The following is a 14481-nucleotide window of genomic DNA, read 5'->3' as shown; positions in this document are numbered from 1 at the left end:
GCGTGGCTTCAACAACTCCGCACTGCCTCGGAGGCCCTGCCTTCATGCGCGCGCGTGCCGCCGATCATCCGACCGTGTCATCCCAGTCGAACTGACGCCCACCATGATCGATAGAGCAACGACTTCTGAGGGCTTCGTCTGCCGTGGCCTGGGCCACGGCAGGGTCGGCGGCGATGACCAGGGCGGCGGCCATGCTGGCCGAGTAGGTGACGTTGGCGGCCTCGAAGGCCGCGGCCGCGGTGGCCGCATCCTTGAGCAGGCCCACACACGCGGCGGCGTCGGGGGGAACGGGGGCGGCAGCAGCAGACGGTGCGGTCAACAGCCCACCGCCGACCACCAGAACCGAAGCGGCCAGGGACATCGCGGCTGTACGACGAAGCTTCACGGTCGAACTCCTGACGATTGAAGAGACGAGCCCACAGAGAGCAGAACCAGGACAAGAGCCTCGACGAACGACCCCCAGCCACGTGACAGACGACACACGATGCGCTGCCCGTCAGCCGGCAACCCGCGGCACGGCTCCCACCCGAGCTGACCACGCCCCCACCCCACCCGCACCCTCAATCAGGCCGAACGAGACCCCGCCTCACACATCACTCACAGGACACCCACCGGAGCACCGGGAGTTGCGCGGCTCAGTGGATGGGAGGTGGTGCTCGAAGCGCCGGAATGGTGAAGCCCACGACGGCATCGCAGTCGCCGGATCTGACGCGCCCGGGGACAACGGCTGCCGGGATGGAGCGGGGCGGGTCCAAGGGGCCTGGAAGTCCTTCTCCGCCCTGCCTCTCAGCTTCCCTGCGGTCACGGTCTCCACGCTACGAGGGAGGCAGTGACGGGTTCATCCGAACGCCGAGTCCACCGCGCATGACGCGGGGCAGGCTCTGGGCGTGGATGAGGCGGATGCGGGGGTGTACGGAAGCGATCCCGAGGATCGGGGCGGCCTGGTCGCGGGACACGCCTACGCGGCCCAGCTCGGCACACCCCTGGACGGGGAACTGCTCGACGTCACGAGCTGGTTGGCCGACGCGCTGATCAAGGGGGGCCGGCCTGATCACCGATCAGGGCCTGTACAAGGCAGGCGGCAGGGCGTTCCACGCGCCTGTCGAGGGTGACCCGGGGGGCCCGTTTCTGTGGCACCGGGACACACCCTGACCGATGGCGCGGCCGATTGCTCCTCACCGGATCCATCGTGATTCAGGTGTTTAAAGGCCTTTTGGTCTAGCGTCGACGGCCTTGAAGTGCGGCCTGCCCGTAGGCGGTCAGGGTTTCGCCCCACTGGCGGTCTGCGAGTGCCGAGGTCACGGTCATCTACGAGATTCCCGGCAGAGTCGAGCGCGGGGCACGACGTGAGTCGCCCGGCTGGGAAACCCAGCCGGGCGAGTCATCCGAGTTCTGCTCACCACACGTCAGTGATCAGTCACCGGCGATGGTATGACGCCCTGTGAATGGGGCGGGGGCGCTTGCCGGGTGCAGGGCCCGATCCTCGCCGGGTGCTGCTCAGCAGGGGAGGGTGGTGTGTCCGGCGGCGCCGGTGGCGCCGGTGATGCCGTCCGCGGTCAAGGTGGCGGCGGTTCCGTCGCCGCCGGGCTTGCCGGGGCACACCGGGCTCGCGGCGCCGCCCGCGCCGCCCGCGCCGCCCTTGTGGGTGCCACCTGCTGTTGACGCGCCGCCCTTGCCGCCCTTGCCGCCGGTGATGCCGGTACCGGCATCACCTACGCCGCCCACGCCGCCTTTGCCGCCGGTGCCGCCCTGGTTGGCGGTACCTCCGGCGCCTCCGATGCCGCCGTTGCCGTTGGCTCCGCCGGCGCCACCCGCGCCGCCGGCGCCGCCGGTGCTTCCACTGCCGTCAGCGTTGCCCCCGGCGCCCCCACTGCCGCCGTTGCCGTTCGCGCCGGCGGCTCCGCCGGCGCCGCCGAGACCGCCGATACCGCCGTTGGTTCCCACGCCGTTGACGCCGCCCGCGCCGGGAAGGCCGAGGAGGGAAGTTCCGGAACTACCCGCGTCAGCGTGGGCCGTGGCGGAAGCCAGGGCCGGGGTCGCGAAGCCGACCACGGCGATCGCACTGATCAGGAAGGTCCGGGCAAGGGTGGTGCTGCGCATGATGCGCATGAGGTAGGCCTTTCGGTGTGTGCAGCCGGAGATACTCTCCGGCCGGCACACGCTCACCCTAGACGGGAACGACTCTGCCCGTACTACGATCGATGATCAAATGTCCGGAAATACACATATTCATTGAACTCTGGCCGTAAATACCTGTGCTGGAGATCGGCGCGCCGCAAGAGTGCCGGGATCCGCTACCGAACCGATTCCTCCGCACCCCCTCGGCCCGTCGTCCGGGTGGTTCGCCTTCACGGCGACGACGCCGCCGGGGCCGCGCGCCGTGGCTTTGACTGACGCGCAAGTGGTGGTAGTCGCCGACCGCAGAGAGGTAGCCGCGTTCAGCCGTTTTTGGCTTTGTTCACGAGAGATTCGACAGCACCTCTAGCCGCCGCTGTTGATTGTGCCGAGGCCCGCCGGGCTCGTAGTGAGCCGGGCGGACCTCGACAGCCGCAGTAGCTGTGGCGCTGCGCTCAGGAAAGCGTCTTGATCCACTCCGTGATGACGTCGACATACTGCTGTGCCATGGGCTCGTGCATGGTGTGCGGGGCATCGAGCGGGGTGCAGGTAACGGGCGGGCCAGTGGATTCCATCAGGCGGCGGGTCGGCGGCGTGACGGGCGATCTCGTCCTGCCAGTCGGCGATGAGCTGGCCCGCAGCGCGGCCGGCGTCGCGGCGTCCACTACGAAGAGGGCCGCCTGACCAGCACCTGCTGGTCGGGCGGCCCTCGCTGTTCGTGTGCCGGCTCCCGTCGGTCAGACGGTCACTGGGAGGCCGAGCATTGCGGAAGTCTGCTGGAGCGGGCTGAGGACACGTCTGGACGCGACGCCCTCCCCCAGCGCGCGGCAGGTGAAGCCGAGCTGGGTCATGGCCCGGAGGACTTCGCCGGCACTGAAGTCGCGGCGGTCCTGGCGGGTGATGACCTGGCCGACCTGCTTGAGAGGGTAGGTTCGGCGGCCGATGATCACGGCGTCGCCGATGACCTGCTCGGGCTTGATGCCCTTCATTGACGCCAGGACGCCGGTCTTGGTCAGGTCGAACGGAAAGCGGGCGATGACACAACGCATGAATGCCTCACAGGAAGAAGGGGACGGTCGTGTCGCGGTGAGGCAGTTCAGCGGGCGAGGGCGAGGACGCCCAGAGCGCTGCCCTGCTCGTCGATGACGGGCAGGGCAGCGAGCCTGCGGTAGCGCATCGCGTGCTCGGCCTCGGCCATCGTGGTCCGGGGCGAGGCGAACGGCCCGCGGTCACCTAGAGCGTCGCGCAGCCGGACCTGGTCTGTGTACGCGGCGCTGTCACGGACGGCCGTCAGCTGGGCCTGGCTGACCAGACCGGTGCACAGTCCGTCCGGGTCGCAGACGAGCAGATGGCCATCGCGGGCACTGGCCATGACGGACAGGGCCACTTCGACCGTCATGTCGTCACAGACCTGCGGGGCGGCCGCCTCCATCGCGTCGTCCACCGTCCGGCATCCGAGGTCGGCGTTTGCCGAGCGGGGCTGCATCTGGACCAACGTCACAACGTGCCTCCTGCAGAGATAGGTCAGTTTCCGGATCACGTGGTGTTCAGGCCGCCGCATCGAAAGCGGACTGGCGTGCGTTGACGCGTCGGGCGGCGGAGGCGGGGCTGCGGCGGCCGCGGGAGGAGGCGCTGCGCTTGGGCCGCTCGGAGACCGGTGCGGTGATGGTGACGGGGATGCCGGAGGGGGCCTGGGCGCCGGTGATGCGGTGGAGGGCCTCGTCGCCGGCGCGGACCTGGGTGGTCTGGGGCACGATGCCGGCGGCGGCCATGAGGCGGGTCATGTCGCGGCGCTGGTTGGGCGTCACCAGGGTGACGACGCTGCCGGACTCACCGGCGCGGGCGGTGCGGCCGCCGCGGTGGAGGTAGTCCTTGTGGTCGGTCGGCGGGTCGATGTTCACGACGAGGTCGAGGTTGTCGACGTGGATGCCGCGCGCCGCCACGTTGGTCGCGACCAGCACGGTGATGTGACCGGTCTTGAACTGGGCGAGGGTCCGGGTGCGCTGCGGCTGGGACTTCCCGCCGTGCAGCGCTGCGGCCCGTACTCCGCTGCTCAGCAGGTGTTCGGTCAGGCGGTCGACGGCATGCTTGGTGTCCAGGAACATCATCACCCGGCCTTCGCGGGCGGCGATCTCCGTGGTCGTGCGGTGCTTGTCGGCGCCGTGGACGTACAGGACGTGGTGCTCCATCGTGGTGACCGCGCCCGCGGAGGGGTCCACGGAGTGCACGACGGGGTCGGTGAGGTAGCGGCGGACCAGGAGGTCGACGTTGCGGTCCAGGGTGGCGGAGAACAGCATCCGCTGGCCCTCGGGGCGAACCTGGTCCAGCAGGGCGGTGACCTGGGGCATGAAGCCCATGTCCGCCATCTGGTCGGCCTCGTCCAGGACGGTGATGCCGACCTGGTTCAGCCGGCAGTCACCCCGGTCGATGAGGTCCTTGAGACGCCCCGGCGTCGCGACGACGACCTCCGCGCCGTTCCGCAGCGCGTTGGCCTGGCGGCCGATGGGCATGCCGCCGACGACCGTGGCCAGGCGCAGCCTCACGGCGCGGGCGTACGGGGTCAGCGCGTCGGTCACCTGCTGGGCCAGCTCGCGGGTGGGGACAAGGATGAGGGCGAGCGGCTGGTGGGGTTCGGCGCGCTGTCCGGCGGTGCGGGCCAGCAGGGCGAGGCCGAAGGCCAGGGTCTTGCCGGAACCGGTACGCCCACGGCCCAGGACGTCACGTCCTGCGAGGGAGTTCGGGAGCGTCGCGCCCTGGATCGGGAACGGCACCGACACCCCCTGGGTGCCGAGCGCGGCCAGCAGCTCCGCCGGCATGTCGAGGTCGGCGAACGCCTCGACCGCGGGCAGCGCCGGGGTGATCGTCTTCGGCAGGGCGAACTCACCCTGCACCGCGGCGGGCCGACGGCCATAGCCACCTGAGCGGCTCGGACCTCCGGAACGGCTCGGACTTCCCGAGCGGCTCGGCGCGGAGGAGCCGTAGCGACTGCCCTGGGACGAACCGGCACCCGCGCCGAAAGCGGGACCGCCGGAGCGGCCGCGGGTACGAGAGGAGCGGTCGTTCGAACGCATGGGGTTCATGCTGAACCTTCCTTGATACGGCACGTATCAAGGAATTCCCGCCGCGAAGAAACAGCGCAGGAACCCGCGAGAACGAACCGAAGAAAAACGAGGCAGAGCCGAACCCCAAAAAATGGGCGGGCCTGCGGGATAAATTGCCGCGCGTGCGTCAAAAAACCGGGGGAAACGGCGGACGGCTTACGGGGCGGGGGCGAGGCGGTGCGTCGTGGACGACGCGGTGCCGGGCCGGACAGGGGCGGTCGGCGCGGGGCGCCGTCACCCGCCGTACACGCGAAGCCGTCGGGATCCGACGGGGCGCGGGAGGGGAAAAACAACGAGCTGGGGCCCGCACCCCAAGGTGCGGGCCCCAGCTACGTAACGCGTCAGCGTCAGGCGGGAACGATGTTCTCGGCCTGCGGGCCCTTCTGGCCCTGCGTGACGTCGAAGTTAACCTTCTGACCTTCCTGAAGCTCACGGAAGCCAGAGGCGGCAATGTTCGAGTAGTGGGCGAACACGTCAGCGCCGCCACCGTCCTGCTCGATAAAACCAAAACCCTTTTCCGCGTTGAACCACTTCACGATGCCAGACGCCATATGAATCTCCTTTGGGGCAGTGCCCGCAACTGCACTGTGCGATTGCGGAGTCGCCGCGATGATTGCCCCGACCGGAAAATCGGCGGAAATGCAAAGCGCTTCCGGCGGCTGTGCAGCAACGCCGGGAGCGCCCGAATTTTTGGGAACCAAGACTGCAACTAAGATCGACAGTAGCATGTCGAAGCGGTGTCCGTGCAGAGGATTAATCGGCTCAGCGGCTTGCGATAAAGACTCTCCCCTCAGGGCCCGCCAAACCCTCACCTCACGATTACAGATTCGATCCCCGCGTGCAGCGAATACCGGCACCCGGCAGATGGTGCCCGGATCGGGCGGGCCTCACCCTGCCCACCCTCCCCCTCCGGCTCGGGCGCCCCGTACATGGATGACCTCGGCAGTCAGCCTTCGCACTCGACACCCCGCGGCCGCGATCACCGGCAGTCAAGTGCGCGAGCGCGGCGCCGCCCCGACGCAGCCGGTGCGGCGGGCTCTCAGGCGGGAGCCTTGACAGGTGGCATTCGGTTCGCAGGGTCGCCGCGAGGAACACAGAAGAGCGGAGCGCGGTGCCAGGGGTTGCGTGCCGGGGCCGCAGGCGCGGGCCGGGCCGGCGCCTGCGGGGGCCAGGACCACAGAACATTTCGGGGCACGCAGTGGATGCGTCAGGGCGTGTCGCCGTGCCACAGGAACGGGCCTGCCGGATCTCCCTCGGCGGGCGCGTAGAACGCGCGGCCGCCAGGCCCGTACAGGCCCCGGTCGGTGACCAGGAGCGCCCCCTCAATTAGCTCCGCGGCAACCCAGCCGGTGACGTCGAGCAGCTCCCCGTCCAGGCGGTCCGCCGAGCAGGGCGCGTACACGTGACCCGCGGCCAGGTCGCCTTGGTCGTCGTCGTCTGGCCGTGCACGCGCGCGTGCGCCTCATCCACGCCCATAGCCTGCCCCGTCTCCCCTGCCTGGTGCGCTCCGCGTTCGGGTGAACCCGTGACTCCCCGCCCCGGCCTGCCCTGGCCGACGGGTTGGCCACAGGAGGAGCACGGAGGGGGTGACCAGGAGGAACGTGCGGCGGTGTGCGCACTGCGGGACACTACTCCCGCCAGAGGCCAGGGAGTTCCGCCGGTACTGCGACGTCACGTGCCGGACCATGGCGTGGCGCCGGGCCAGGGCCCGGCGGGCGCAGGTCGACGCGGGAGGCGAGGCGATGTGCGTCGACCTGTCAGATGACGCAGATGGCGCCCCAGCCGCCTTGATGCTGGAGCCAGGACGCTCGCGGGAGCCGCATTGGGGATGGTCGCGGCGCTGTCCGCTGTGTGGCCACCACGAGGACCCCAGCGGCATGACCGCAGTGGTCAGCAGGGTCCATACCCGAGCCTGGTTCATTGGGCTTCCTCCGTCAGCGCTTCTAGGTGCGGCCGCGGCGGAGGCGTCCGCCTGCCCAGCGTGCCCGGTGCCACGGCCCCGGCCCCGTCCGCGAAGACGACAGCGGTTCCCCGGTCGCCCGGCACTGGGTCGAGCCGGGCGAGAGCACGGGTGATCTGGCCGTGAAGGCAGGACATCGCGCGCTGCGCAGCGCCGAGGTCAGAAGCGTTGATCTTGTCGTGTTGTCGACGACGACCCCGGATCATCATTCGCCCGGCACGGCGCCGTGGGTCGCCGCGCAGTTGGGGTTGGGCAACGTGGCGGCGTTCGATGTCTCGGCGGCGTGTTCGGGGTTCACGTACGCGCTGGCGGCCGGGGCCGCATGGATCAAGGCGGGTATGGCCGAGCGGGTCCTGGTGATCGGCGCGGAGACGCACGCGGCAGACCGCGTCCTGGCCCGAGAGAAGGACTGAGCCACGCCGCTGGCGACACCAAGATCAAGCGCCAGGCCGTTCTCGACGACAGCCGCTGTCCCGAAGCCGGCACCGAGGTGGTGGGTCCGGCAGGCCGGGGTGGGAGGGCCTGCCGGACGGTGGCACGGGCCGGCCCTGTCACCGGGGCCCGGATGCCACGGGCTGCCCTTCGAAGACCACCGGGACGCTGGGAGAAAGCGCCGGTGCGCGGTCTCGGACTGGGCATGCCCATCCTCCTCAACGAGGCGGGACGGAAACGGTTCTGCACACCAGTGCGCGGCCGGAGCGCGGAAACCGGCCCGAGGTTCTGTACGTTGACCCGGGGCGGGGATGCACCCCGTGCCCGGCTTTCCGAGCAGCCGGGCACGGGCCCTGAGCGCGCGGCTCGGATGCCCTGCCCTGGGGTCTGTCAGACGAAGAAGAACCGTCCGGAGAACCCCGGGGCCTCGCGTGACCTTCGGCAAGCGCAGTGCCGCCGATCAAGCAGGCCGGCGAAGCGGACACTCCATCCGGCGGATACCGTGTCCGGCAGGATCAACCCGAGTCGGTGAGCCCTCGGGCCCTGACTCTGCTGATCCGCTGCCCAAGCACCGGCCTGTTCGCGAGGATCATCCCCCGACCAGCGCGACGGAGCAGACGTTACGCGGGACAACGGCAACTACCGCAGTCTGCACGCCATCCGTACCGGCCCCCGGCGTCCGGGATCCGGCCGCGGACCGCAGCCTGCGGGGTGCTACGGAATGAGGCGCAGGATGGTGGTGATGGTCTTGCCGCCGGGGAACGTGTCGATGGTGACGTGGTCGGCCAGGCGCTGGATGAGGGGCCAGCCGAAGCCGCCCGGGCGGTCGGGTGCGGGGGCCCGGCTGACGGGCAGGTCCAAACTGGTGTCACTCACCGACAGGTAGAGGGCACCGCCGTCAATGTGGGTACGGAAGCCGTGGATGCCGCCGCCGTGGCGCAGCGCGTTGGCCGTGAGTTCCGAGGTGACCAGTAAGGCGTCCGCGGCGGGGACGCTGTCGAGGCTGATGCCCGCGCCCCGGAGGAGGTCGCTGACGCGGCGGCGTGCCGCGGCGGACGTCACCACATCCGGCAGGACGGCGTCCCCGGCCGGCTCGGCGCCGGTACCGCCGGTAGAGGCGCTTCCTGAGGTCAGGTCCATACCGGCCGCCTGCCCCTCACCACAGGGGACATTCAGGTGCGAATGCATCCGGTCCGCAGGGTCGCCGCGCGGAACGTGAAGAGCGGAGCGCGGTGCCAAGGGGTTGCGTGCCACGCGGGCCGGGGCGGTGCCGCGGGGGCCAAGACCACAGAGTATTTCGGTGCACGCAGTGGATGCGTCAGGGTGTGTCGCCGTGCCACAGGAACGGGCCCGCCGGATCTCCCTCGGCGGGCGCGTAGAACGCGCGGCCGCCGGGCCCGTACAGGCCCCGGTCGGTGATCAGGAGCGCCCCCTCGACCAGCTCCGCGGCAACCCAGCCGGTGACGTCGAGCAGCAGCTCCCCGTCCAGGGGCGCGCCGAGCAGGGCCGCGTACACGTGTCCCGCGACCAGAGCGCCTTGGTCGTCATCGTCTCGGCCGTACAGGCGCGCGCCCGCATCATCCACGTGCACAGCCTGCCCCGTGCCCTGCCCGGTGCGCTCCGCGTTCGGGTGAACCCGCGATGCCTCCGCCCCGGCATGCCCTCGCCGACGAGCCGGCCGCAGGAGGAGCATGGGGAGGGTGACCAGGAGGAACGTGCGGCGGCGGGAGCAGTGCGGGGCACCGCTCCCGCCGGAGGCCAGGACGTCCCGTCGGCACTGCGACACGGTGTGCCGCACGAGAGCGTGACGCCAGGCCAAGGCCCGGCGGGCGCAGACCGACGCGGGAGGCGAGGCAATGCGCGCCCTGCCGGGGGGCGCCGGACGGCGCCGGACCACAAAACGTTCCTGCTGGGGCGCCTCAGACTGCCGGGCGGTGAACCCGCCGTGATGTGAACGTGGGGGCAGTCTGCTGGTTCAGCGGGCGGCGTGGGATGCGTTTCGGTGCCGGGGTTCCGGCTGGCGGAGGGGCCGGGTGAGAGTGACCTGGCGGACGAGTTGCTGGAAACAGGCAAGAGCCGCGACCGGGGGGATGCCGGCCGTCGCCAGTCCAATAACCGTATGCGGAGCCTGCGTGAGGCACAGCGCCACCGCGGCCGCGGAGAACAACACCACCACCCAGGAATGCACAGCCCGCCTCCGGTGCAAAGCGGCGCGCAGGACCGACACGGAAGCGACCATCCACGGCCCGTACACCAGCGCCGGCCACCAGGAGGGCGCCGGGGAGCGGGAGATGCCCTGAACGGCGGCGAGGTGCAGCGGATCGTAGGCGACGACACCGCTGAGCACGCTCACCATCGCGCCAATGAGCGCCACCAGCGCCGCAGCGCCGAAGCTCACGGCCCGCAGGGAGACGGCCGCTGCGGACAACCGGGGCCGCCGACGCCGGCGGTCCTGCCGCGACCGGCCCGCCGGCACGGGCGACGGCCCCTGCTTCTGGGCCAGCAGCCGGGCCAGTTCCTCATCCGGACTCCACTGCTGGGCAACAAAGTCCAGCTCCGTGACCTTGAATGTGCTCTCCGCCTCCCATCTGGGGGCAGGGACCGTGTTGCGGCTGTCGGCCCAGGCAGCCTCCGGTCCCAGATAGCCACCGTCGGCCGGGGGCCCCGAGTATGAGAAGTCCCTGCCGTCATACACAGGCGGGCCGGCCCGGCATCTGCGGCATCTGCGGCATCTGCGGCATCAGGGCCTGCTCGATACATGCCAGGCGCCGCTCAAAATCAGCCCGGAGCTTGACCAGCTCATCAAGGAAGCCCGCCAGGAGCGTGCCGCCCCCCGGCTGCTCCCTCTCCTGACCGTCCCCGCAGTACAAGTCCGCACGTGAACCGCCGAAACGGGGCGTAACCACGTCATCCCCCCCGGGCCGGCTCACCGCGGCGGTACCGGCTCCGCTGACCTGGTACCCACTGCCCACACCGCTGGAGAAACGTTCATCTGTCGCCATACCCCCACAACGCGCCACCCGCCCCGACAGAAACGCGCCATGCGGGTGACCCACAGTACGAACACCGAACAGTCGTTTAACCGATTACCCGGAACGCGCGCTGCTTCGGCCTTCGCCCCGTGGGCCCTGGCCGCGCCTGGGACGCTCGCCGCCGCCCGCTACCGCGACCGCCACGCCGTCAGCCGAACCGGCCGCTGGTTCTCGCGCCGCACCTAACCCGGGCAAGCCCCAAAGCACCTTGCGCCAGCTCCACCTGGCGGGGGAGCCCACGCCACGGGCCACGCGTGAAAGCGGCGGCTGGCTCTGACTCGTACAGGCCGCCGGGTCCCCGCCGCTACAGGGTGCGGGCCTCTTCCACGCTGTCGGTGATCGTGAACAGCCGGCCGGCCTGGGTGATCTCCAGGATATGGGCCAGGCAGCGGGGCAGCGGGCCGGCCAAGACCAGGCGGCCGCTGCGCTGCAGGTACAGCATCGTGTCGAGCATGGCGGAGTCGGCGAAGGTGATCCGGCTGACGTCGAGGACGATCCGCCGGACCGCCGGGTCGGCGATCGCCGGTCCGCAGGCCTGCCGCAAGGGTTCCAGGGAGCCCTGGTCGAACTCTCCGGAGCACGCGATCACGCGGACGCCGTCACCCCCGTCCGGGAGGACCAGACGTCTTGTTCCACGGGCCTTCCGGGCTTTCCTCGATCGGGTACAGGTGTCGGGGGTGTGGAAGAGCCGATGTGGGGGTTCTCCACATCGGCTCGTGAAGGTGCGTGAGAGCGGTCGCCGGTCAGGCCGCGGCCCGCCGTCGCGCCGGCGCCGCGGCGGTGGCGGCCTGCCGGTGCTCGGCGTTGACGCGCTGCGCTTCCTGGAGCCGGTCCTCGAGGATGACGATCCGACACGCGGCCTCGACGGGGGTTCCCTGGTCGACGAGTTCACGGGCGCGGGCGGCGATGCGTAGCTGGTAGCGGGAGTAGCGGCGGTGGCCGCCCGGGGAGCGGAGCGGGGTGATCAGGCGGTGCTCGCCGATCGCGCGGAGGAAGCTCTGGGTGGTGCCGAGCATGTCGGCGGCCCGGCCCATCGTGTAGGCGGGGAAATCGTCGTCATCGAGACGGCCGAAGGAGTCGTCTGCTGTCATCCGGCCCCGACCGCCGCGACTATCTGGTCGATGAGCGCCTCACTTTCCTGCGCAACTGCCAGCGGCCGAGACGAGGCCCAACCATGGTCGTCTCGGCCGCCCAGCACTCTCGGATGCATCCGCTCAGAAGGCATCCTCACATTCAACGACCCCGGCGGCCAGAGGTCATGACCCCGAAAGAGGGAAAGCCGAGCAGGCCCGCGCCCCCGCCCAGGACCTGCGCCGCACCCGCCCACTCCGGGCGCCCAGGCCCTCACCAGCTCCTCCACAACCACCCCGGCCCCCCGGCCCGCCAAGCGGCCGCTACGGCGGGCTTTTCATCGGTCGGCCCCACCCATCCATTTTCAGCATGTCCATGACAGACCACTCCCTACAGGTCAACACGCGCCATGCGGGTGGACCAAGGCTCTTGGACTTCCGCGCCAGCGCCCGCAGCCAGCCAACTCTTCCTGCTCACCGCCCCCCGCCCCCCGGAAACACCAAACCTCGCCCGGGTGTCTTCGTCCTGACATACGACTGCGCTCGGCAGGCATTGCCCGGCTGATCATCTACTACTGATCGCGCCCTCACACGGGATCCCGCTAGGGTGGCGACCTAGTCAAACCAGCCCATAGCGTGACAGAGGATCTCGCGTGACCCAGCAACAGCGCCCGCAACCCGTCTCCGGCATTGCACCACCGCCCGCGCCCCGCCGGAGCGCCGACTGGATGTTCGGCGGAGTCTACGGAACGGTGCTGGCCAGCGCTCTGCTCGCCGCACTGGATCAGACGAACCAGGACTACACCCCTTTCTACGACGCCAGCTGGGTACTGGTGACCGCGGTCGCTGCCAGCCTCGCGCACGGTTACTCCCACCACATGGCCACCCACCACGAAGGGGGCGCTACTCACCGATGGCGGCTGCTTTCCCATGCCCTGTGGAACGAGTGGCCGATGGTCGCGGCCGTCCTCCCCACCGTCCTGCTCCTGGTCGCCGCCGGAATCGCTAACTGGGAGTCCTACACAGTGACGGCCGTAGGGCTGGGGCTGAACACGGCCCTGCTCTTCGGCTGGGGCGCCTTCGTGGCAGCCCGAGTCGGCCACCGCATCCGCTCCACGCTCCTCATCGGACTGGCGGACGCCACGATCGGCCTGACCGTCATCGCAGCCAACGCCCTCATCAAGTAGCCCGCCACCTAAAGGCGACTCGAACGGATTCGTCACGCCGCGCCTGCACCCCGTGTCGTGTTCCGCGCCCACAGAGTCCGGCCGGGGCCTTGACCCTGGATCCTGGACACACGAGACACTGGATCATGTGGATCTGAGGACGGACATCTCGTGGTCATGAAGAACTACCCGCCGGAGTTCAGGGCGGACGCGGTCGCGCTGTATGAGTCGCGGCCGGGAGCGACGATCCGGCAGATCGCCGCCGATCTGGGGATCAACCCGGAGACTCTGCGGAATTGGATCAGGGCGGCTGGCGCGAGCCGGCCGCGGGGGCACCGTGCCCAAGTCTCCGCGGAGTCGGCGACGCCGATCGAGGCGGAGAACGCCGCTCTGCGTCAGAAGACTGGGGCTGTGGCGGGCCCGCGTGGAAGACGTACTGCGATGCAGGGCCGCAGAACAGACCGCGGCCGGCACCACCGGATGACCGGGCGGCGACCCGCCCGGTCACCGCTCCCCCGGCGGCGCTGGCACGGCTACAGGCCGAATCACGTCGCCTTCGGGCGAGTCGTCGAAGGCGGGAGTCATCACCAAAGCCGAAGCCGTAGGCCCCCCAGCGGGAAGCCCACCAAGACGATCACCATCCCTGGCGCACGCAGCCTCTACTGATTCCCAATGTAGTTGTCAAGCTCGGCTGGTGACTTGTTGTGGGCGTGTCAGCCCAGTGGGACGGGGCTCGGCGGCGCGGTGATCTCAAAGGTTCGGCTGTCGCGTATGAGGGCCCACAGAACGTTCAGACGGCGGCGCGCGAGGGCAATGACGGCCTGTTTGTGGGTCTTCCCTTCGGCTCTCTTGCGTTCGTAGAACGACTTGGAGCAGCATCGGGCGGCGACCTGGGCTGACATGTGTAGTGGCCAAGCTCGCGAGGGAGGTGACGGCCCTCGATGAGGAGATCGCCGAGACCGACGCCCTGATCGAGGGCCGGTTTCGTGACCACCGGCACGCCGAGGTCGTCTTGAGCATGCCCGGCATCGGCACCGTCCTGGGCGCTGAGTTCATCGCCCACGCCGGCGGAGACATGAGCGTATTCGGCAGCCCCGACCGCCTCGCCGGTGTCGCCGGCCTGGCCCCTGTCCCCAAGGACTCCGGACGCATCAGCGGCAACATGCGCAGACCACGCCGCTACTGCCGTCGACTACTGCGGGTCTTCTGCGGTGGCGGCCAGCTTCTCACCGGGGACGGCGGTGTGCTGGGCTGCGACGGCGGTGGCTGCGACGAGCTGGGAGTTGCGGACCTTGCGGTTCTTCAGCCAGACCGCGAGACGGTTCTTGCCGATCCGTCTCAGGGCCGCCGGGGTCTGGTATCCCGTCAGCAGCACCAGCGAGGCCTTGGAAGTGCTGTAGTCGAAAGCCCGTTCCAGGGCGGGGAAGTACTCCAGCATCCGGGCGCGCATCCGGTTGATCGCCCTCGTGCGGTCCGCGGCTAGTGCAGCGCGTCGCAGGTCCTTTGCCGGTTGGGCGTGGCTGGATTGGTGACGCTGTGTGAGCGCGCAGGCATCCTGCGGGAAGCGGTCCTCGGACGACCCGGCTTCGGTCCGGCACACGGTGG

15 protein-coding genes and 3 pseudogenes are annotated in these 14481 nt (G+C 70.0%); 4 read left to right on the top strand and 14 right to left on the bottom strand.

Features of this window, described 5'->3' with window-relative positions:
- Positions 1 to 64: 64 nt before the first annotated feature.
- The 8 genes from OTB19_RS38565 to OTB19_RS38530 all read right to left on the bottom strand — a co-directional run bounded on the left by OTB19_RS38565 (position 65) and on the right by OTB19_RS38530 (position 6618).
- Entirely contained in the window at positions 65 to 385 is a 321-nt protein-coding gene (locus OTB19_RS38565) for a hypothetical protein (protein ID WP_267803459.1), read from the bottom strand.
- 1112 nt (positions 386 to 1497) lie between these two features.
- Positions 1498 to 2100, bottom strand: coding sequence for a hypothetical protein (locus OTB19_RS38560; protein ID WP_267803458.1), 603 nt, complete (start codon positions 2098 to 2100; stop codon positions 1498 to 1500).
- A gap of 470 nt (positions 2101 to 2570) precedes the next feature.
- Positions 2571 to 2780, bottom strand: a complete 210-nt coding sequence (locus OTB19_RS38555) for a hypothetical protein (protein ID WP_267803457.1) — start codon at positions 2778 to 2780, stop codon at positions 2571 to 2573.
- A gap of 72 nt (positions 2781 to 2852) precedes the next feature.
- On the bottom strand, positions 2853 to 3164 hold the full coding sequence (locus OTB19_RS38550; protein WP_267803456.1) for an SCO5918 family protein: 312 nt from the start codon (positions 3162 to 3164) through the stop codon (positions 2853 to 2855).
- Between the two features lie 47 nt (positions 3165 to 3211).
- On the bottom strand, positions 3212 to 3616 hold the full coding sequence (locus OTB19_RS38545; protein ID WP_267803455.1) for a CBS domain-containing protein: 405 nt from the start codon (positions 3614 to 3616) through the stop codon (positions 3212 to 3214).
- 46 nt (positions 3617 to 3662) lie between these two features.
- Positions 3663 to 5195, bottom strand: coding sequence for a DEAD/DEAH box helicase (locus tag OTB19_RS38540; protein ID WP_267803454.1), 1533 nt, complete (start codon positions 5193 to 5195; stop codon positions 3663 to 3665).
- A gap of 368 nt (positions 5196 to 5563) precedes the next feature.
- Entirely contained in the window at positions 5564 to 5767 is a 204-nt protein-coding gene (locus OTB19_RS38535; protein ID WP_267803460.1) for a cold-shock protein, read from the bottom strand.
- A 656-nt stretch (positions 5768 to 6423) separates the two neighbouring features.
- Positions 6424 to 6618: a hypothetical protein gene (locus tag OTB19_RS38530; RefSeq protein ID WP_267803453.1), complete on the bottom strand. Its 195-nt coding sequence runs from the start codon at positions 6616 to 6618 to the stop codon at positions 6424 to 6426.
- A gap of 638 nt (positions 6619 to 7256) precedes the next feature.
- Between OTB19_RS38530 and OTB19_RS38525 the strand changes: the two are divergent.
- Positions 7257 to 7550: pseudogene (locus tag OTB19_RS38525) on the top strand (3-oxoacyl-ACP synthase); the annotation flags it as partial.
- Positions 7551 to 8322: 772 nt separating this feature from the next.
- Here OTB19_RS38525 and OTB19_RS38520 read toward each other — a convergent pair.
- From OTB19_RS38520 to OTB19_RS38500, 5 genes are all read right to left on the bottom strand, one after another.
- The gene (locus OTB19_RS38520) at positions 8323 to 8748 is read right to left on the bottom strand and encodes an ATP-binding protein (protein ID WP_267803452.1); all 426 of its coding nucleotides are present in this window, start codon (positions 8746 to 8748) and stop codon (positions 8323 to 8325) included.
- A gap of 178 nt (positions 8749 to 8926) precedes the next feature.
- Positions 8927 to 9193, bottom strand: a complete 267-nt coding sequence (locus OTB19_RS38515) for a hypothetical protein (RefSeq protein WP_267803451.1) — start codon at positions 9191 to 9193, stop codon at positions 8927 to 8929.
- A gap of 390 nt (positions 9194 to 9583) precedes the next feature.
- Positions 9584 to 10006 carry a hypothetical protein gene (locus OTB19_RS38510; RefSeq protein WP_267803450.1) on the bottom strand — a complete coding sequence of 141 codons (423 nt, stop codon included), beginning with the start codon at positions 10004 to 10006 and terminating at the stop codon, positions 9584 to 9586.
- A 938-nt stretch (positions 10007 to 10944) separates the two neighbouring features.
- The gene (locus OTB19_RS38505; protein WP_267803449.1) at positions 10945 to 11229 is read right to left on the bottom strand and encodes an STAS domain-containing protein; all 285 of its coding nucleotides are present in this window, start codon (positions 11227 to 11229) and stop codon (positions 10945 to 10947) included.
- Positions 11230 to 11383: 154 nt separating this feature from the next.
- Positions 11384 to 11731 (bottom strand): MerR family transcriptional regulator, encoded by a 348-nt coding sequence (locus tag OTB19_RS38500; protein ID WP_267803448.1) that lies wholly within the window; start codon positions 11729 to 11731, stop codon positions 11384 to 11386.
- Between the two features lie 632 nt (positions 11732 to 12363).
- On the opposite strand from OTB19_RS38500, the gene OTB19_RS38495 reads away from it, so the two are divergent.
- The 3 genes and pseudogenes from OTB19_RS38495 to OTB19_RS38480 form a co-directional block, all read left to right on the top strand.
- Complete coding sequence (locus OTB19_RS38495) at positions 12364 to 12897, top strand: hypothetical protein (RefSeq protein ID WP_267803447.1); 534 nt, start codon at positions 12364 to 12366, stop codon at positions 12895 to 12897.
- Positions 12898 to 13053: 156 nt separating this feature from the next.
- The gene (locus tag OTB19_RS38490; protein ID WP_420716998.1) at positions 13054 to 13542 is read left to right on the top strand and encodes a transposase; all 489 of its coding nucleotides are present in this window, start codon (positions 13054 to 13056) and stop codon (positions 13540 to 13542) included.
- Positions 13543 to 13780: 238 nt separating this feature from the next.
- A pseudogene (locus OTB19_RS38480) lies at positions 13781 to 14077 on the top strand (transposase); the annotation flags it as partial.
- Here OTB19_RS38480 and OTB19_RS43820 read toward each other — a convergent pair.
- Positions 14069 to 14481, bottom strand: a pseudogene (locus tag OTB19_RS43820) (hypothetical protein); the annotation flags it as partial. The pseudogenes OTB19_RS38480 and OTB19_RS43820 sit on opposite strands and share 9 nt — an antisense overlap.

It is taken from the genome of Streptomyces sp. H27-H5, assembly GCF_026627505.1.
In the GTDB taxonomy this organism is placed as follows: Bacteria; Actinomycetota; Actinomycetes; order Streptomycetales; family Streptomycetaceae; genus Streptomyces.
Note: the sequence above shows the minus strand (reverse complement) of the source record. Positions and strands in the feature narration are given on the sequence as shown.

Excerpts from the sequence above, each read along its gene's own strand:
- OTB19_RS38560 (WP_267803458.1), bottom strand. The coding sequence starts at position 2,100 with ATGCGCAGCACCACCCTTGCCCGGACCTTCCTGATCAGTGCGATCGCC.
- OTB19_RS38550 (WP_267803456.1), bottom strand. The coding sequence starts at position 3,164 with ATGCGTTGTGTCATCGCCCGCTTTCCGTTCGACCTGACCAAGACCGGC.
- OTB19_RS38540 (WP_267803454.1), bottom strand. The coding sequence starts at position 5,195 with ATGAACCCCATGCGTTCGAACGACCGCTCCTCTCGTACCCGCGGCCGC.
- OTB19_RS38535 (WP_267803460.1), bottom strand. The coding sequence starts at position 5,767 with ATGGCGTCTGGCATCGTGAAGTGGTTCAACGCGGAAAAGGGTTTTGGT.
- OTB19_RS38520 (WP_267803452.1), bottom strand. The coding sequence starts at position 8,748 with ATGGACCTGACCTCAGGAAGCGCCTCTACCGGCGGTACCGGCGCCGAG.
- OTB19_RS38500 (WP_267803448.1), bottom strand. The coding sequence starts at position 11,731 with ATGACAGCAGACGACTCCTTCGGCCGTCTCGATGACGACGATTTCCCC.
- OTB19_RS38490 (WP_420716998.1), top strand. The coding sequence starts at position 13,054 with ATGAAGAACTACCCGCCGGAGTTCAGGGCGGACGCGGTCGCGCTGTAT.